22 protein-coding genes are annotated in these 16,874 nt (G+C 40.2%); 6 read left to right on the top strand and 16 right to left on the bottom strand.

Annotation, left to right across the window (positions count from 1 at the left end):
- Positions 1–106 precede the first annotated feature (106 nt).
- Both C9I89_RS06630 and C9I89_RS06625 read right to left on the bottom strand, forming a co-directional pair.
- Positions 107–433 (bottom strand): hypothetical protein, encoded by a 327-nt coding sequence (locus tag C9I89_RS06630; RefSeq protein WP_146155051.1) that lies wholly within the window; start codon positions 431–433, stop codon positions 107–109.
- A gap of 864 nt (positions 434–1,297) precedes the next feature.
- The gene (locus C9I89_RS06625) at positions 1,298–1,483 is read right to left on the bottom strand and encodes a hypothetical protein (protein WP_107282558.1); all 186 of its coding nucleotides are present in this window, start codon (positions 1,481–1,483) and stop codon (positions 1,298–1,300) included.
- A 13-nt stretch (positions 1,484–1,496) separates the two neighbouring features.
- On the opposite strand from C9I89_RS06625, the gene C9I89_RS06620 reads away from it, so the two are divergent.
- From C9I89_RS06620 to C9I89_RS06610, 3 genes are all read left to right on the top strand, one after another.
- A complete protein-coding gene (locus C9I89_RS06620) occupies positions 1,497–1,748 on the top strand; it encodes a hypothetical protein (protein ID WP_107282557.1) in 252 nt (83 codons plus the stop codon).
- A 587-nt stretch (positions 1,749–2,335) separates the two neighbouring features.
- On the top strand, positions 2,336–3,598 hold the full coding sequence (locus C9I89_RS06615) for a hypothetical protein (RefSeq protein WP_107282556.1): 1,263 nt from the start codon (positions 2,336–2,338) through the stop codon (positions 3,596–3,598).
- A gap of 36 nt (positions 3,599–3,634) precedes the next feature.
- Complete coding sequence (locus tag C9I89_RS06610) at positions 3,635–3,988, top strand: hypothetical protein (protein WP_107282555.1); 354 nt, start codon at positions 3,635–3,637, stop codon at positions 3,986–3,988.
- Positions 3,989–4,343: 355 nt separating this feature from the next.
- On the opposite strand, the gene C9I89_RS06605 is transcribed toward C9I89_RS06610, so the two are convergent.
- The 6 genes from C9I89_RS06605 to C9I89_RS06580 form a co-directional block, all read right to left on the bottom strand.
- The gene (locus C9I89_RS06605; RefSeq protein ID WP_107282554.1) at positions 4,344–4,874 is read right to left on the bottom strand and encodes a hypothetical protein; all 531 of its coding nucleotides are present in this window, start codon (positions 4,872–4,874) and stop codon (positions 4,344–4,346) included.
- A gap of 161 nt (positions 4,875–5,035) precedes the next feature.
- On the bottom strand, positions 5,036–5,296 hold the full coding sequence (locus C9I89_RS06600; RefSeq protein WP_107282553.1) for a hypothetical protein: 261 nt from the start codon (positions 5,294–5,296) through the stop codon (positions 5,036–5,038).
- Between the two features lie 258 nt (positions 5,297–5,554).
- Entirely contained in the window at positions 5,555–5,830 is a 276-nt protein-coding gene (gene lysC, locus C9I89_RS23035; RefSeq protein ID WP_425440405.1) for an Rz1-like lysis system protein LysC, read from the bottom strand.
- Complete coding sequence (locus C9I89_RS06590; RefSeq protein ID WP_107282552.1) at positions 5,769–6,128, bottom strand: DUF2570 family protein; 360 nt, start codon at positions 6,126–6,128, stop codon at positions 5,769–5,771. Before C9I89_RS06590 ends, lysC begins: the two co-directional genes overlap by 62 nt.
- A complete protein-coding gene (locus C9I89_RS06585) occupies positions 6,118–6,624 on the bottom strand; it encodes a lysozyme (protein WP_107282551.1) in 507 nt (168 codons plus the stop codon). Before C9I89_RS06585 ends, C9I89_RS06590 begins: the two co-directional genes overlap by 11 nt.
- Complete coding sequence (locus C9I89_RS06580; protein WP_107282550.1) at positions 6,605–6,817, bottom strand: HP1 family phage holin; 213 nt, start codon at positions 6,815–6,817, stop codon at positions 6,605–6,607. The genes C9I89_RS06585 and C9I89_RS06580 overlap by 20 nt, the downstream gene beginning before the upstream one ends.
- 432 nt (positions 6,818–7,249) lie before the next feature.
- Here C9I89_RS06580 and C9I89_RS06575 point away from each other — a divergent pair, with 432 nt between their 5' ends.
- Both C9I89_RS06575 and C9I89_RS06570 read left to right on the top strand, forming a co-directional pair.
- On the top strand, positions 7,250–7,750 hold the full coding sequence (locus tag C9I89_RS06575; RefSeq protein ID WP_107282549.1) for a hypothetical protein: 501 nt from the start codon (positions 7,250–7,252) through the stop codon (positions 7,748–7,750).
- Between the two features lie 39 nt (positions 7,751–7,789).
- Positions 7,790–10,582, top strand: a complete 2,793-nt coding sequence (locus tag C9I89_RS06570) for an HD domain-containing protein (RefSeq protein ID WP_107282548.1) — start codon at positions 7,790–7,792, stop codon at positions 10,580–10,582.
- 58 nt (positions 10,583–10,640) lie between these two features.
- On the opposite strand, the gene C9I89_RS06565 is transcribed toward C9I89_RS06570, so the two are convergent.
- The 8 genes from C9I89_RS06565 to C9I89_RS06530 all read right to left on the bottom strand — a co-directional run bounded on the left by C9I89_RS06565 (position 10,641) and on the right by C9I89_RS06530 (position 15,225).
- Positions 10,641–11,234, bottom strand: coding sequence for a hypothetical protein (locus C9I89_RS06565; protein ID WP_107282547.1), 594 nt, complete (start codon positions 11,232–11,234; stop codon positions 10,641–10,643).
- A complete protein-coding gene (locus C9I89_RS06560) occupies positions 11,231–11,845 on the bottom strand; it encodes a DNA N-6-adenine-methyltransferase (protein WP_107282546.1) in 615 nt (204 codons plus the stop codon). The genes C9I89_RS06565 and C9I89_RS06560 overlap by 4 nt, the downstream gene beginning before the upstream one ends.
- 42 nt (positions 11,846–11,887) lie before the next feature.
- Complete coding sequence (locus C9I89_RS06555) at positions 11,888–12,160, bottom strand: P-loop NTPase family protein (RefSeq protein ID WP_170107639.1); 273 nt, start codon at positions 12,158–12,160, stop codon at positions 11,888–11,890.
- Positions 12,161–12,437: 277 nt separating this feature from the next.
- Positions 12,438–12,887 (bottom strand): RDD family protein, encoded by a 450-nt coding sequence (locus tag C9I89_RS06550; RefSeq protein ID WP_107282544.1) that lies wholly within the window; start codon positions 12,885–12,887, stop codon positions 12,438–12,440.
- Positions 12,888–13,025: 138 nt separating this feature from the next.
- Complete coding sequence (locus C9I89_RS06545; protein ID WP_146155050.1) at positions 13,026–13,475, bottom strand: hypothetical protein; 450 nt, start codon at positions 13,473–13,475, stop codon at positions 13,026–13,028.
- Positions 13,459–13,800: a hypothetical protein gene (locus tag C9I89_RS06540; protein ID WP_107282542.1), complete on the bottom strand. Its 342-nt coding sequence runs from the start codon at positions 13,798–13,800 to the stop codon at positions 13,459–13,461. The genes C9I89_RS06545 and C9I89_RS06540 overlap by 17 nt, the downstream gene beginning before the upstream one ends.
- 239 nt (positions 13,801–14,039) lie before the next feature.
- Positions 14,040–14,510: a hypothetical protein gene (locus C9I89_RS06535; RefSeq protein WP_107282541.1), complete on the bottom strand. Its 471-nt coding sequence runs from the start codon at positions 14,508–14,510 to the stop codon at positions 14,040–14,042.
- Positions 14,511–14,703: 193 nt separating this feature from the next.
- The gene (locus C9I89_RS06530; protein ID WP_245905420.1) at positions 14,704–15,225 is read right to left on the bottom strand and encodes a tyrosine-type recombinase/integrase; all 522 of its coding nucleotides are present in this window, start codon (positions 15,223–15,225) and stop codon (positions 14,704–14,706) included.
- Positions 15,226–15,376: 151 nt separating this feature from the next.
- Between C9I89_RS06530 and sbcB the strand changes: the two genes are divergently transcribed.
- Positions 15,377–16,804 (top strand): exodeoxyribonuclease I, encoded by a 1,428-nt coding sequence (gene sbcB / locus C9I89_RS06525; RefSeq protein ID WP_107282540.1) that lies wholly within the window; start codon positions 15,377–15,379, stop codon positions 16,802–16,804.
- Positions 16,805–16,874 lie beyond the last annotated feature (70 nt).

Raw genomic sequence — 16,874 nt, 5'->3', positions numbered from 1 at the left:
ACGTTCGTAGCCCTTTTTTAGTTGCTATATATACTTGTCGTATTGAACCGATAGTCAAGCTGGTTTTCAAAGCGCATAACTATCTTAATAAATGAGGTGACTTCTCTTACCTCTTGGCAGCAATACTTTGGTTACAAGCAGAAAACTTAGAATCGCGCAGAATTTCTAAAGGCTCAGTAACTGAATTTGTTTCACCATCCCACAATGCCAATGTCCATTCATGGTCAAAAATTATTCCTGCAGTTGTTATAAAACGAGCCTCAGGATTCCGAATATCTCTAGCAAAGTCGGGACTAGAATTATACGATTTTATTATCTCAGCTCGTAATTTTGCCACATCATATATTTGAAGAAATGTAACCTTATATTTGCCTTCTCCTACCCACTCAGCATTGGCTTGAATTTCTCCAACATCCTTGAGTGATGCAGACAACTTTTCCAACCCTGTTTCGCTGCTCTTACTTATAAACAGTGAGAGCTCCATCTCATAACAAAAGAATAAAAATGCTGACAGTCAAAATTTCAAGCCTCTGGTGATGGCGCCTTAGATCCCCGAAAAATTTTTTAACGCGCGAGTCAGACTCGTAAGCAGAACCAGGGCTCTCAGAAGAACCTATTTTCCTGAGCAACGAGATGTAAGAAAGGATCTAGTAAAGGAATATTTGTTCAGTTACAGCCTGGTGTACACAAAGGTAATGTCACCACGTGTGTTATGCCAAATAGACATAAATAAACAGCAAAAATAGAGCAAAAACTCGACACACATGCAGTGCATTTAGTTTTACATCAAAAAACGTGACAGGGCTCGCATAAAGCATCGTGCAATTTATGTATAAACGGGGCGAATCATGATTATGGAAACACAAATGTTATTTTATAAGAAATGCCCTGCTTGTAGCAGCCTAACGAATTTCATACAGCTGCATAGAACTTTTATTGAAAAATACATAATTAAAAGAAACTGGCTTAAATATCAATGTATCGAGTGCAAATCTGAAATATTTGTTCATAATTCCAAAAATATTGAGCCGAAAACTAGCCAGTCTTGCGTTAACAACTGTTGAATAATTTTCACTCGACGCCCTATTCCATTCTTACTTACCAACAGATTGTAATACATCTCTCCAAAATACATTGAGCAATATCACTCCAGCATTGTCGGCTTTTTACCTCTGTATATATGATGGTACAAAGCCGAACAACTACCTCCCGATATTCAGTGACAATTTCAGTTGTAGTGCATCCGCTCAGTAACGCTGTCAGGCAAAGGCCGCTAGTGTATATAGGACAGGCACACTTAAGAAACCATCAATTCTGTTAATTTCACCGTACCACATTTAAACCCCATCCGTGCTGGCATTGCTAACACGCCGGAAAGCTCCGAATATACGTCGATAAAAGCAAGGTTACAGGATCTGAAAGATGAGAAACTAACCGCCCCTTCACTTTGCCCTTTCATTGGCAATCCAACCAACTCCATCATCAAAGGGCTCCCAATGCGATTGATGGATTACATCGAACTTGTTGACTGGACGGGGCGACAGCTTCGTGAAGGTGAAACCGGTTATATTGAATCCCATACACCGCCTATTCTTCAACGTTTAACTATTAAACAGCAAGATTGGATAAAGGCCTGCACACAGTTTGAACGCCAACGTGCGTTGCTCATTGGCTCGTTGCGATCCATTCAAATTGCTACGGTAAATTTAAACCGTTCTCGGGCACAGGGTTACAGGCTCACCACGTAATTCGTTCTAGAAAACCAAAGATTCCACGTCATTTTGATCCAAGAAGGATACCCCCTAGCTCTCACAACGAAAAAGAAGCTAAATAACATCATATTTAGATTATTACAGGCCAGAAAAGCAACAGTGCTGTTCCAAGTGTATTTTTCTGACTGAATAATGTATGTATTAATTAGCGTCTGTTAAATATGCCAGTCCTGTTAAACAACTCTTTTTTTGCCCCCATAATATGAGCTAAATTTATTCGGTTCATATGCGCACCAAAAACCACACGAGTAGTGATGCACGCTGACTTGGCAGCTTCAGCTTACTTCTACCCCTTCCTTGATAGTGTCTTTACTCGTTAGAACCCCACGGCTTAAGATTTGACCTGATTTTGATAATCCATGCAATATCTCGCCACTAACAAAACCTATAGATCTTCTCTTTGTTACACACCGATAAAAATAATGCCCTCTATGTCTGTGTGATCAAGTAATTGACCTGTCAACCTATCTGTACTCATCTATATTCAATATTAGGCAATACTCCCGTATGGGAGATCGGATTGGATACGTACTGTCAACAGTATCAAAAAGGATTTAACCATTATGAAGGAAAAATACTCTCTTCCCTCGCTTTGGGGTCATCACCTCCAGTATGTCACTATCGCAGCTTTCTTACTGATGATTGGCGCACTTTCAGGTTGTGCGTCAACTATTGACCCAAAGCCTTTTTTTCAACTTCAGGCCTCCTCAGTCGCACTGAGAGATAATACCGATGCAACCATGAATGTACTGGTTCCTCAAACCATCGACAGATATAAACGTAACGCACAATTGAGTGAAGATGGGAAGGACATAAAAGCCATTAGAGATGCCCATACGATTCAAATTCTTAGAAAAGAATATTTGACCCTTGTTAAAGTACCCAGTTACTTAAGGTATGAGCAATTTAAAGTTGGCATATGGGAAATGAACAATACGATGGTGGGCTACACCACCCTATTACACGCTTTAGCAACTAAGCAAATAATGACAGAGACTGAGTTTAAGACGATAACTCAAGATCTAAACGCCAGCGCGTTTTCAACGTACGTTGCATTCCACCCAGATGCGAGTGATAGAAGTACTGAAAATACCGCTATCCTCTCTGGTTTCGCTGCGGGCGCTTTTCATGCCTACCTAGATAATCAGCAAAAGACGAAGCTAATCAAGGCAATCGAGGATAATCAAGCCCAAGTTGAGCTATTCTCGAGTCATTTGATATCAGGTATTTGGATCATTGAAGAGGCGTTTCACCGTGAATATTCCGATTCTATTAAATCACTAAAAGACCAACTGCTCACAAATAAAAGCAAAGATGCTCAGAGCAAAACGATTCAGTCTTGGATGGATCTAAATAGAGATTACTTTGCCCACATAGAAAGCCTAAAAGCGTTGCGTAACGCCGCACTAGCTTTCCCCTTAGCACACAAAGAGCTGAAGGTTGCTGTAGAAAGCCCCGAGCAGCCTTTAGCCTATGCCATCTCTATGGTGAACTATGGGACACAGCTGAAGTCCATTGTTGAAAGTGCGCAAAAAGAAAACAAAAAAAGTATTTTAGATACAGAGTTGCTTCCCATTGAAGCGCGTGCTGTTGCATTGGAAAACGAAGCGAAGGAAGCAACTCACGCTTACTCCTTAGCCTATGCTGAAGCGGTCTGGACTAGGAATGAATCGGATAAAGACGCTGGTAACGCTGAAATTAAAGCAAAAGCAGAACAATTAGAAAAAACAGCAGATAAGCTCAAGATTGATGCCGACAAGAAAGCTGATGCGGCGAAGAAGATGCGTGAAGCCGTTGAGACTGTTAAAACCAGCACGTTTATTTAAGTTTAATTATCAACAAACGACTAGGAGAAGAATCAAATGGACATAACAGAGAATAAACGGGTCATTCATAACCTTAATTTCATGTTAAGAGAGCTCGACGATATCATTTTTAATATGCGTGTTGGCGGAATAACTGAAGGTTTAGATGACCTAGAGGAAAGACGTAAACTTCTTGCAGAGAAAATTGATGAATTGATCGTCAATGCAATGAAGGAGTGGCAGTTAGAAGGGGCATCAATAACGGCAAAACTCAGTTCAATCAGTGATGAGTTGGTTCAGGCCGAAAAAGACATTGATCAAATAGAAGACACAGCTAAAAATGTGACAAAGGTGATTGGCCTTATTGATGACATTTTAGTTATCGTAGCTAAAATTGCAATTTTGGTATAGCTTTAGGGCCACTGAAGCCGTGAGCTGCTTAGCAACTCTCCATAGGCATGACAAATCATCATTACGTTACGCATAACGCGCATAACGCGCATAGTCTAAATGATGCCAGGCTACTTCTTATATCAGCCTCTGGTGGCGCCTTAGAGCTCCGAAAAATTTCTATTTCGTGCGAGTGAGCCTCATGAGGCAATACAGGGCTCTCAGAAGAACCTATTTTTCTGATCCATCAAGGAATGGGGACATTGGCAGGCTGGATGATTCAGTTGTTGAATGCCGTTTAACGTCCAACATAACCGGCGGCGAAGCATAGTGAGGAACGTATGCTTGTTGCCGCCGATTATGCTTTTGTTAGGCATTAGTTTTTCTGCTGCTCTGTTCGTACACGTTCAATCCGGCCATCCAGGAGCACGTTTCCGTACTTATCTTTCATGATTAACGTCGTTTGCGATTTGCCTTCGCCGGCGGAAGACTCCACCATCGTTCCTGTAAAGCCGGTGCCGAAATCCATGTACTCCCAATTCATGCTCGTTGATTTTTCATCCCAAGTTCCTATCCAGTAGCTTGAATCGCCAGAAGCATGAATAACCCACCTCTCATACCTCTTGATTCTCTTGTTGTAGCGTTGAATTGTAAGATGTTTTTCTTCATCGCTAAGAGTCACTATCTGCTGCAAGTGACCGTCAAGGTTCCACTGGATATCATTTGATTCCACCCAAGTCTTTCCTTCAGGAAACCATTCTGATTGCTTGAATACAACGGTTGACTTCCAGTTACCAAGCCAATTATTCAGGAGCTCATCTTCGGCCGATTGTTGAGCAGAAGCCGCAGTGGTCATCAACAACGATGCAAATACAAGTACGACTAACCTTACGAATATCTGTTTCATGCTCTTTTCCTTTCCTCTGTCCTAACAATGCTATTAAACAGAATTCTGCCTATTTTCAGCTGGAATTAGATACTAGACAGAAAACGATAAACATTAGTTGGTTTATGCTAACTGCCTAAATATCTGAGCGGAAAAAGGCGGTGTAAAACCTCTCACCTTCATTAACAATGAAGGATAGTAGATTTAATATGCGACAGCATGGAAAATCGCATAACAAAAAACAACAATGTGCGCGCATCGGTTTCTTTCACCGGCGCTTTACACAGATAAGGCGCAACTTGGCAAACATCGTAAAGCGGTGTATTGCCCTTGTGTGCAACGGGCTCGATGCCTGCTGCCTTAAGACGTTTTCGAACAGTCGAGCGGTGAGAACCAAACTGCTCTAATTCACTGGTATTCCAGAGCCGTTTTTCATTATTCATAACCACCCTCGATAAAAGTAATCCCGTCTCTCCGGGTGTCACGCCATTGTTCGCCTCGGCCTGACGTTGGCCTTAATGTCGCGGGATACGCGGGCTAATACCTTTTTGATTCTTATATTGCGCTCAGGAGTAAGGAGCTCCGTCGTGGCTAACAACAAAGACGGCGAGGTACTGACGCAGGAAGATAAAACTAAACAAAGCTAATGAGGAACGAGCGACTAGGTTTTAACGGTGGACGACCACCCAATAGGTAATGACTTATTCGCCCGTATTCGGGTTAACGTTCGAGAAGCCGTAGAAGGTTCTCAAACGTTGAATTTTGTTGGCGCACTCCTTCCAGGAAGCGAACCATAAAGGATCACGTTCAACCGCCTCGCCATACGTGGCGGGAGGCAAATCAGAAGGTTGTAAGCATAAGGTAAGGTCTGAAGCGGGAGGCTTAACAACCACCTCCCGATATTCAGTGACAATTTCAGTTGTAGTGCATCCGCTTAATAACGTTGTCAGGCAAAGGCCGAGAATAACAATCTTCATGTTGTATCACCGTCCGAACCTCTTTCACTTTAACCAGAGCATCGCGCCTTAACTTCAATACCTCACGCTGATTTTCATCAGCAGCCTGTTGCGCCACATCACGATCCAACAACAACGCCTGCATTTGGTTATCAAGCGCTTGGTTCTTGGCAGTAAGAGACTTAACAGAAAGGTTGGAAGTTATAAGCTGTGTGCTTAGGTTTTCGTTTACTTGAGATTGGGAATAATTGAATAAGAGGCTGACAACAAGAGAAAGCCCAACACCAAAGCCGAAGTACGCTTTGATATTAGAGAGCATTCAAGCACACCTCCTTCTCGGCATTTCTTCGACGAACTAAGCCCTTCAAGCGTTTGCCATCGGCATATACCCAGCGAGTAAGTTCATTACACGCTCCGGTATAGTCTTTGGTGTTTAGCTTTTTAAGCAACGTCGATTGTTTGAAGTTCCCTGCCCCGACGTTAAAAACAAAGCTGACGAACGCATCAAACTGGAATTGTTCGAGTGGTACCGTTACTTGCTTATCAATTACGGCCTCAGCCGATTGCACATCTTTCACCAGGTTATCGACCACCTCTTCATGTGTAACCACTGAATCAGGGCTGACACCGACAGTATGGCCGAAGCCATTGGTCCAGACATTAGCAGAACATTGATAAGTATTAAGCTGACACCCTTCGTAATCCGTTATCAACTTCAACCCAACTTCACTGGTTTTTAATGTGCCAACTGGCAAAGCAGATAACAGACTAACGATAACAACAGCGATACAGCGTTTAGCCGTTGATATCTTCATACAGCTCCCTCAACTGGGGATGCTGCTGCAACAACTTGAAGCTTTTCTTTCGGTAGTGGCGATTGATACAGAACGTACCAATCGCCAACCCCACGCCAATGATGGTGGCCCAATCTTGCAGTGACAGCGCCCCGAAGAAAGCCAACAGCCAGGCGAAGAAATACGCCAGAGCTGAATTGAGTTTTTCTTGCATGCTTTTCACCCATAAAAAAAGCGCCGCTGATCTAAAGACCAAAGGCGCCGATTCTAGTTGATAGTGCTAAAACGAAAAAACCCCGCCAATCAGGCGAGGTTTCTCAACGTGGTAATCTTGCGCCATTTAAGGGTGAGTGTCAACAATCAGGTTGAAATTTGTACGGATATCTAGGCGGCATGCTCTTACGTCGAAATCAACCACAACTGATAGTGCATTAATTTTAAGTATCTTTTCTATCAAACAGATTAAAAACATTGATATGCAACATACACTTAATGACGGATTATAAGGCATAATGTCCCGCAAAATTTCTTGCCATTTTGGTTGTGAGGCTATGACTCAAGGGCGGTAGCGTGCCAAATTTTCAGCACCCCATTAGTAACAATTAGATGTTATAACCAAATTACTCAGCATCAGGATTTTTCGTACATGTCCCAATTAGATACTTTAGCAGAAAAGAAAATAGAACTTACTAACCAGTTTGCAATTGAACGGTATAAATTCATCTTAGACAAAATTAAGTTTCTAGACAATCAATACAATAATTATTTAAATCTATTCATCAAATTACTTACTGCCATACTAGGAATTATCATTTCATCAATTTTAATTTCTAAGAAAGGAGAAATTGACGCAAGTTGGGTAAGGTATATAATTGAAGCGAGCTCTGCTCTTATAATAATCATTTCTCTTATTTTAATAAGGCTTACTACTATAACCATACATTCATGGAAAGATTATCGGAATGATGAAGTTCTTCTCTTAAGTAAATTTGAAATTGATATTGACAGAAAACCTCCATCAGATCAAAAAGAAAATCATTGGAATGAAGCAGCTTTTATAACATTACTATGGGCAACTGTTGTTTCTTTCATTCTTACTTATTTATCATCAGATTGGATTCTCACAATTCTTAAGCTAAACAATTAAATCCATCTCAACACATGTAAAATTCGAAACGATAATCTTATGAATATAACCTTACCATCAAAGCTATTAACAATAGTACAAAAAAACAACGATATTAATGGAAAGCTCTTAATCTTGATGAACTGCTTTTCTGAATGGCTAAGTGCTAATAATATGGAGTTCTTCCCTGAATATACAGACCATGGTATATCTCATGTGCAGAGTGTTATTAATACTGCTGAAAGTTTAATAACTGATCAAGCTTTGGAATTAATTACTCCTGAAGATGTATATGTATTAACAACGTCAATTTTACTTCATGATTGTGCAATGCACTTATCAAAAGATGCCCTATGGAATTTATTGTCAAATGATACTTACAATGGAGTCTTATTCCTCTTTGACAATGAAGATGAATGGATATCAAGATGGAATAAATTCAACTCTGACGTGAAAAAATTTGATGAGCAAGATTGGCATAAGTTTTTTAATGAAAATCGAATCGTAGAACTACCCGAAATAGGATGCAAATCACTTAATGACGATCAAAGAATAATAATTGGTGATTTTATAAGAAAATATCATGCCTGTATTGCACAAGTTATTGCAACTTATGGTTTTCCATCAGTTAATGGTCCAATCGATATTTTCAATAATGAGTTAAGTTATTTAAATCAATTATCAGGTGTTGTAGCCAGAAGTCATAACCATCGATTAAGATATATTGTTGATCTCCTCGGAGAAGAAAAAAAGCGGGAATACAGGAAAACCCATCCCACTTATATTATGGGGTTAATCAGACTTGCTGACTATCTACAATTTAAAGAAGATAGAACACCAAAGTTTCTTTTCAAAACGAAAGGATTTTGTAGTCCAATATCCATTAAGGAGTGGAAAAAACACCTTTCCATAATATCAACAAATGACTCCCACCCAGATGAAGAGCTAATTTTTGTTGAAGCCTTTCCAGAAGATGCAAGCACACTAATTTCAATAAAAAATCTATTGGAAGGATTACAAAAGGAATTAGACGAGTTTTGGGCAACAACTGGAGAGGTTTATAGTCGCTACCCAAAAATAAGAAACCTGTCTATAATATATCGAAGAGTTAAATCCAACATAGACAACCCAAAAAAATATGTTCTAGAAAACCATAAAACCTATCACCCTGAATTATTATCAATTAAATCCGACAACCAAAAATTATTTCCTTTACTTATTAAGCCACTTTACGGTAACCATCCACAAATCGGCATTCGAGAATTACTACAAAACGCTATAGATGCTTGCAATGAAAGATTTTGTCTAGAATCAGGCATGAATGTCATCGACCATGACATACCTTATCCAATTTCAGTTACTATTAACGTTGATAACTCAACTCTTACTATCGAAGACTCTGGTGTAGGGATGAGCATTGAAATCATTAAAAACTATTTTTTAAAAATAGGCTCTTCCTATCGAACCTCTGAGTTTTGGAAATCCGTTTATACAGATAATGACAATAATTCACACATTCCAAGAACAGGTAAGTTTGGTATAGGAATGCTAGCAGGATTTCTCATCGGAAATAAAATAGATGTATTGACAAAACATGTTGATGAAAAATCAAAGGCAGTGAAATTCAACTATTCAATAGATTCAGATGAAATTGAGCTATCATATTCAACGAAGGATAAAATAGGCACGGAAATAACAATACATAGTGACAAAAAAACTCTTGAGATAATAAAAGATTCATTCATAAAAGAACCAAAAAGAAAAAGGTATTATAGTGATGATGAAGCCATTAGCTCTTGGTGGTATTATATGGACACACCTGAAATAGCTACTAAATATATTAATGACGGTAAATCCGATGATATACAAAGACATAAAACAATAAATAAGAGCTCTTTAAATGAATCTTGGAATAAAGTAGAAGATACAGAGCTAGAACTCTTCTTATGGAGTTTTGGAAATAGATATCAGAGTGGTGAAACCTATTGCAATGGAATATACATCCATGAACAAAAAAGTCCTATAGTTACATTATCACTAGGAGGCCTTGATGATATTGAAATTCATAATATCGATATATGTGTATTTGATAATCACGGGATATTCCCTTTGGCTTTAACGAGAGATAAGCTAGCCACAAGTAAATACTTTGAACATGATAAACTTCAAAATTCGTTTAAAAAACATTTTGTGAAGGAACTCATATCAATAAGTGAAAAAGTTAAATATGACAGAGAAGAACTATCCAAGTTTATAAATACATATAGTTACTCAAGATATAATAGCAATAAACACATCCCCCTAGTATTTTGTAAGGATGGTGTTAAACCATTTTCATGTAAATCATTATTCAACAATTCAGTGTTGATTTTTGTAGATTTTGTTATGCATTCTCAAAAAAGAGGAATAATATATGATAATGATGTATTTTCCACTTTAGATGGGATGCCATATTCTTGCTTGATTGAATGTGATAAATATCAAGACACGGTAGAAAAAGCCATTGCTTATTATATATTCAACAAGCGCAAACAAAGATCCAGAGGTACAGACGAAGATAATAAAGAAAACCTAAATATTGAATTGGAAAGCTGGGTTTTCATAAAGAAATATGATTTTAATAAACTATCAGATCATTACAAAACAACAATTTCCAATGAAACCTATCATATATACGAAATGGATGAAAATTGGATCGTAATAACGAACATAGAATCGAGAAAAAATATACCGCATCAAGGCTTGAATATTATTAACACGAAATCAAGAAATGAGTTTTTTATGTTTTCCATTTACAAACAAAAAACACAATTAGAAACAGAAATATCTGAATATTGGAGTGAATCAAAATAATTTTAACGGAAGTACTATCGATATATCTTAAAGGCGACTCCCGTCGCCTTTCCCTTCCCTAAGCTACCTCCAGCGCCACTTCCTCTTCCCTAACCACCCTACTCTGTAACGCCAATACAGCTTCTGACCTTTGACCTATTAACCAACAAACTAACTTGCTCAACACTGGCTGATAGCGTTTGAATCGCGAATAGGTGATCGGCAGTGTTTGGCAGAACAGCGCGAAGCGGGTTTCGGTGGTCCATAGTATTCGGCCATCGTCACAACATTGGCACTTGCGACTGTGGCGCTGCTTATCAATTACCTCACCAGAACCATTACACTCGGGGCAGATACGGCCTTGTTGCTGGGTTGCTTCCGTCATTGCCGTTATGCATAACGCTTCGAGTGCTTTAATTGGGTAAACGCCTCGCCAGTCGGCCATCGCTTTATGGGCTTCAACCAAGGTAGCTTTGTAAAGCTGTTGAGCGGCTGGCTTATCAGACAGACATTCCACGAATAACACCAAAAACCCCACTGGTGATTCCTTCCACGTAATACCCACAATTGCCAGTTGCTCATCTAAGCTGAGTAGCGCCTTGCCACCTTTCGATGGTTCGTAGTTAATCCCTTTCAGGTTGAACTTTGCTAGCAACCGTTCGATCTTCTTCATGCTGCCTCCCCCATTGCCTTTAGCGCTGCACCGCAGCCGCGTTTGAATGGAATTCTTTGAGTTATTTTGACTTTATGCGGTGTAAACAGCACAAACACCGAACCGAAGTTAACGCCGGATTTCTTGGTTGCTCCATCTGGTTTATAGAAGTTGTAACGACCATCAGGGGTATAAACCGCCGTGGCTTTATCTCCCACCAAATCTAACCACCAACTGGTTAGCGGTTCGTAGGGCATCAGCATCATGCCTGACTTCCCTGCCCTCGATTCGATGTAGGCTTTGGTGATGAATTCACGCTTGAGATCAAACGGTGGATTGCAGTACCAGTCGTTCTTCCAGTCACATGTCAGCCCATCGAAACCAACGATCTTGTTGCTTGGATTGAACCAGAAAGTCTCATGACCATGCAGGCCATAGTTCGATAACCGGTTACGTGAGAACCAATCAAGTAAAACAAAATAACGTTCACACTTGGCTGTTTCTGGCTCTGCACATACGTCTAACTGAAACGGCTTTCCATACAGGCTTACGGCATCTGCGAAGCATTGCCACTGCGTTCCCCAACGGTTTTTATCATCTTGGTGAGAGGTGGTTTTAACTAAAATCGCCATGTAAGCACCTCTGAATTTTTTATACTCATTGCAATGTTATCCTTAGGCCGCTGACGCGTTTGAGCGGTAGCTTGGCCAGTTAAACTCAACCCAGTGCGCTTGATTTGTTTTAAGCCGGTCTATAACTCGTTCGCCGAGTTGCTTAACAAGTTCGCTGTAGTTGAGGTTAGTTAAAATCCCTGTTGGTAAGCCGTCGGCAGAACGATTATCAACGATGGTGTTAATGGTTAGCGCCTCGTTGTCGTTGCCGCGCTGTACCCCGATTTCATCGAGGATCAGTAAATCGGCACTCGAATTGGATATGTTTGAGATCACCAGCAAAGCTACCATTTACAAATGGCGTCAAAGCCGAGGCTTTCCTGATCCGGTTACGCTAATGCCGTTAAGATGGTTACGGTCGGCGGTTGAAGAATGGAAAATGAAAGTTGGTGGTTGTGGGAGATGATGGATGGAAAGCGGTCATTTTATCGTGACCGCTGTTTTATATACCTGTCGAGATTAACGCCGAGCATAAGGTGCGCCACGACCAACTAGCCAAGCGCACCGAACTTCAAAACAAAAATGCCGAGTAAAAGGCATCACCTTGATTGTTTTATAGTTGGCTGCGGCGAATAACTCTTGTACCTGACATTTTGTCATGGAGAAACAATCTTTCTTTATTAAATAGTGGATATAGAAAACCTAACCCAATAATTAGTACAGAAAAAAACTTGAGCGAATTTCTCTTGAGAGATTGCTTTAGAGTTATATTACTACCATCCAATTGAACAACTCTAATTCCACAAGCATGTTTACCGAAAGTGTTTAACGAACCAGAACATTCAAAGATTATAAAGTAAATCAGGCAAAGCAGTGAAGCGAACTCTCTAACTTGAATCTTAACCAATTGAAAGTCAAGTCTTACCTGAACATCGCTTTTATTAGCAATATAATTGTAAAATGCTGGTTCAAGATCGCGAAAGAACCAAAAGAACGCAACGCTCAAAAGTGTAATCGGCAATACATCTATAAAATATGCAAAAAATCTACGTACAAATATCATTATTATGCTTCTATTTAATTATTAAAAGTTATAACGCCTACAATAAGGTGTGCCACGTTGAATCAACCAAGCGCACCGAACTTCAAACCAAAAATGCCGAGTGTAATGCATCACTCTGATTGTTTTGTTATGCGCGTGTCAATTTAACAAATTAAGCGTCTTAGCAACTTCCCTTAAGTCGAAAGGTTTATTATATGATTCTTGTAATTTATTAAGTTCTGTTTGATTCAAGTGCGAGACTCTTTTCTTTGCCATTGATTCCATAGCTGGCAAATCTGAAATAAATAAATCTAAAATCTCTTCATTACCATCATTAGTAAAAGATTTGTAAATAATATGAGTTTCTTTTTCTATGCAATTTTTATTGTTTCGCTGAAATAAATAGCCTAACACGTTCAGCTTATCTTCATTAGACAATGCCTCAAACCATAGGTTTGGAGGTGGTATATCTACATTACTATGCAACAATCGTTGGCATTCACCAAATTTATCTGAATACATTTTAAGTGCGTCAACACTATTAACTTGTGCTGTACAGCCAGTTAATAATGTAGCAATCATTATAATACTACTATTTACTAGCTTCACTTACGCACCTCCAAAACTCTTGCTCTTTACCATATGTATAAAATTCTTGGCTATATGCGACATTAAAAATTCGTGACCTTGTGATTTTACCTGTTGCAGAAAGCGCATTACCAAATAGCTCCCAGTCATATTCTCGAATACTCACAGTAGCTTCAAATGCCGTTCCTTTCCCTGGACTAAGAAATATTTGAAATAATGGTATAGTAGATGTAACAATAGATAACATATTACCAGAACCAATCAAATCGCTAATTTCTGAAATTGCGTTAGAGCTATTCGCACTCAACTTTAAGTCATCGATTTTACAATACCCCAAACTAGCCATAAACATCATCCATATAAAAAAGAAACAGATTAATCTCAATTTAATAAAGAATTCAAGTTACCAACTTATAATTCACTATGATATAAGAAGAACATCACTCTAAAATGTAATTAACTGACCAGTCAAAATACCAACGCCGAACATAAGGTGCGCCACGATAAACTCTCCAAGCACACCGAACTCCATACCAAAACCGCCGAGTGTAACGCGTCACCTTGATGTTTTTGTTATGCGAAGTTTTACTCATACTTTTTGATGCGTACTTTACCAAGCTCATTCCCACGACTGTAACGATATTTAGGATAGTAAACCCAATATAAGTATGGGTTCTTTGAATCTTGAGCAACCTGTAGCTCAAACTCTCCCGAACGAACTACTACACGTATACTTCGCTTTTCTAAGGGGCGCGTTTTATGAGTACTAACATATTGCTTATTTTTTAATGCGTTGAGTAACATCGTATTATCAAAGCCTTCATAAGATTCAATTACGAAGCTATTCTCATTAATCAGTTCTGACACTTCATTTTTGATCAAGTATTCCAGCAAAAATAATGAAAGAAAACTTGTTACCGCTATACAAAACAATGCGACAACAACTATCCCTCTTTTCTTCCAATGATTAAATGGAATTGTAACAAGGACTATGAATACACACAGCGCAATTATCCAGAATACCGCTAATGCCCATGCATCAAATATTGCTGCCATAAAACTCCTAATCGCATAACATTTTATTCTACGAACTCAGATCGTATGTCTTCCCATTTTAAGCAGATTTACGAAGATGATTAACGAATAGAATTCGTATATTCGCGATCAACTACCCCCTCATTTCTTACCTGCCCACAGCTACAACACAGCGTTTAGTATGAAACCAGATGAAAGATGGGAATTATACATTTTATCTATCATTGGTGTCTAAGAAATCTGTCAATCTATCCGCATACATCTCATACGCCACCAGCTGATCATCCAGCCAATCATGCTTGTTGTAGACGGCCAGTACCCCACCCAGCTCGTGACCGTGCATCTCAGCTACATGCGGCATTACGCCAAGCTCTGACACGCCTGTTGAGAGTGATCGTCTGAAGTCGTGGGTTCGCCAGCTTTCTAATGGCAAGTTGTCGCGTATTCGCCGGATGTAGCGATTAGCGCCTGAAATGGTCATAGACTGGCTCAGGTCTGGGCCGGGGAAGAATACATCGTCACTGCTTTCCATATGGTTTTCCATTACCCGCTCTAATATTGCTCTGGCTTTGGTGGGAATTGGTCGGCGGATAGGCTTGTTGGTTTTGCTTAGTTCTTTCGGTACCGTCCAGATGCCAGCATGCATATCAAAGTGTGATCGCCTTGCTAAGCGCAGTTCTGACGGCCTGTTGCCCCACAGCATGGTTAACTGGTGCCGGGTGACAATCTTTGGCATAAGCACCAACATTCCTTTTCACGACTCACACCACGTGTTCTTCATTATCATTGGTTTATAAGCCCCTTCACCCAATCTAATTCCGCAACCGTAATAATTCTCTGTTATTATTACCAAAGACAACAGATCATTAACTGTGCAGAAGATTATAATGAGCAACAATGAAAACCAACCAACACTGTTTTGGTTGGACTACGAAACCTTTGGTGCTAAGCCAGCCACCGATCGCCCTTGCCAGTTTGCTGGTATTCGAACCGATATGGATCTCAACATCCTCGGTGAGCCTCTGGTTATTTACTGTCAGCCTCCCAGCGATTACCTGCCGTCACCGGAAGCCTGCTTAATTACCGGCATTACACCACAGGAAGCGCAGCAAAAAGGGCTTTCTGAACCCGAATTTATCGCCCGAATTCATGAAGAGCTATCGAAGCCCAATACCTGCGTGATTGGTTATAACAATGTCCGCTTCGATGATGAAGTAACGCGTTATACGCTTTATCGAAATTTCTTTGACCCATACGCATGGTGCTGGCAGAACGGTAACTCACGTTGGGATTTGCTCGACATTATGCGTACCTGTTATGCCTTAAGGCCTGAAGGCATCAACTGGCCTAACAACGAAGATGGTCTTCCGAGTTTTAAACTTGAGGCGCTTTCGGTTGCCAATGGTATTGAACATGCCAATGCGCACGATGCAATGGCCGATGTGTATGCGACGATTGAACTGGCGAAAATTTTAAAAACCAAGCAGCCGAAGTTATTTGACTACTTGTTCAGTTTGCGCCACAAACGCCAGCTGCAAGAGTTAATCGACATTGTTAACCTCTCCCCGCTGGTACATGTTTCTGGCATGTTTGGTGTCGGCTGTGGCAATACCAGCTGGATCGTCCCGATGGCATGGCACCCTGATAATAAAAATGCCGTGATCACCGTTAACCTTGCGCTCGATCCGTCACCATTAATTGAGCTGGATGCAGATACGTTAAGAGAGCGGCTCTATACCAAGCGTAACGAACTAAGCCCGGATGAGCTGCCTGTTCCGGTTAAGCTGGTGCATCTCAATAAATGCCCGGTTCTGGCCCCGGCTAAAACACTAAAAGCGGAAGATGCCGAACGTCTTGGTATTGATCGCGAACAGTGCCTGAAGAATTTACAGCGGCTTAAAGAGCATCCTGAAGTTAGGGAAAAACTCTTGGCCATATTCAGTGTCGATCGTCAGTTCGCTGCCAATGATAATGTGGATGCCATGTTATACGACGGTTTCTTCTCTCATGCAGATCGTTCAGCGATGGATATTATTCGTGAGACAGCACCAGAGTCACTGGGCAGCCTAGATTTGAAGGTTGATGATAAGCGTATCAAGCCTTTGCTATTTCGTTATCGTGCACGTAATTATCCGATGACGCTCGATTATGCAGAGCAGCAAAAATGGAAACATCACTGTCAGGATTTCTTTGAAGACAACCTGCCCGCTTACATGGAAAACTTTGAATCGCTCGCGCTTATACATCAATCGAATGAAAAGAAGATGCAGATCCTCAAAGACTTGTATGACTATGTTAACAATCTTGTGTCTTAATCTGGTTATTTGCAAGGCAATTGCTCGCCAATCATAATTCCATTATGACAATGATAAATAACAGATAATC

The organism is Photobacterium lipolyticum, from assembly GCF_003026475.1.
GTDB lineage: Bacteria > Pseudomonadota > Gammaproteobacteria > Enterobacterales > Vibrionaceae > Photobacterium > Photobacterium lipolyticum.
This window is presented reverse-complemented; position numbering and strand designations above follow the sequence as displayed.

What these genes read in the sequence shown, in the direction of transcription:
- C9I89_RS06625 (WP_107282558.1), bottom strand. Translation starts at nt 1,483, where the DNA reads ATGATGGAGTTGGTTGGATTGCCAATGAAAGGGCAAAGTGAAGGGGCG.
- C9I89_RS06620 (WP_107282557.1), top strand. Translation starts at nt 1,497, where the DNA reads ATGCGATTGATGGATTACATCGAACTTGTTGACTGGACGGGGCGACAG.
- C9I89_RS06615 (WP_107282556.1), top strand. Translation starts at nt 2,336, where the DNA reads ATGAAGGAAAAATACTCTCTTCCCTCGCTTTGGGGTCATCACCTCCAG.
- C9I89_RS06610 (WP_107282555.1), top strand. Translation starts at nt 3,635, where the DNA reads ATGGACATAACAGAGAATAAACGGGTCATTCATAACCTTAATTTCATG.
- C9I89_RS06605 (WP_107282554.1), bottom strand. Translation starts at nt 4,874, where the DNA reads ATGAAACAGATATTCGTAAGGTTAGTCGTACTTGTATTTGCATCGTTG.
- C9I89_RS06600 (WP_107282553.1), bottom strand. Translation starts at nt 5,296, where the DNA reads ATGAATAATGAAAAACGGCTCTGGAATACCAGTGAATTAGAGCAGTTT.
- lysC (WP_425440405.1), bottom strand. Translation starts at nt 5,830, where the DNA reads ATGAAGATTGTTATTCTCGGCCTTTGCCTGACAACGTTATTAAGCGGA.
- C9I89_RS06590 (WP_107282552.1), bottom strand. Translation starts at nt 6,128, where the DNA reads ATGCTCTCTAATATCAAAGCGTACTTCGGCTTTGGTGTTGGGCTTTCT.
- C9I89_RS06585 (WP_107282551.1), bottom strand. Translation starts at nt 6,624, where the DNA reads ATGAAGATATCAACGGCTAAACGCTGTATCGCTGTTGTTATCGTTAGT.
- C9I89_RS06580 (WP_107282550.1), bottom strand. Translation starts at nt 6,817, where the DNA reads ATGCAAGAAAAACTCAATTCAGCTCTGGCGTATTTCTTCGCCTGGCTG.
- C9I89_RS06575 (WP_107282549.1), top strand. Translation starts at nt 7,250, where the DNA reads ATGTCCCAATTAGATACTTTAGCAGAAAAGAAAATAGAACTTACTAAC.
- C9I89_RS06570 (WP_107282548.1), top strand. Translation starts at nt 7,790, where the DNA reads ATGAATATAACCTTACCATCAAAGCTATTAACAATAGTACAAAAAAAC.
- C9I89_RS06565 (WP_107282547.1), bottom strand. Translation starts at nt 11,234, where the DNA reads ATGAAGAAGATCGAACGGTTGCTAGCAAAGTTCAACCTGAAAGGGATT.
- C9I89_RS06560 (WP_107282546.1), bottom strand. Translation starts at nt 11,845, where the DNA reads ATGGCGATTTTAGTTAAAACCACCTCTCACCAAGATGATAAAAACCGT.
- C9I89_RS06550 (WP_107282544.1), bottom strand. Translation starts at nt 12,887, where the DNA reads ATGATATTTGTACGTAGATTTTTTGCATATTTTATAGATGTATTGCCG.
- C9I89_RS06540 (WP_107282542.1), bottom strand. Translation starts at nt 13,800, where the DNA reads ATGGCTAGTTTGGGGTATTGTAAAATCGATGACTTAAAGTTGAGTGCG.
- C9I89_RS06535 (WP_107282541.1), bottom strand. Translation starts at nt 14,510, where the DNA reads ATGGCAGCAATATTTGATGCATGGGCATTAGCGGTATTCTGGATAATT.
- C9I89_RS06530 (WP_245905420.1), bottom strand. Translation starts at nt 15,225, where the DNA reads ATGCCAAAGATTGTCACCCGGCACCAGTTAACCATGCTGTGGGGCAAC.
- sbcB (WP_107282540.1), top strand. Translation starts at nt 15,377, where the DNA reads ATGAGCAACAATGAAAACCAACCAACACTGTTTTGGTTGGACTACGAA.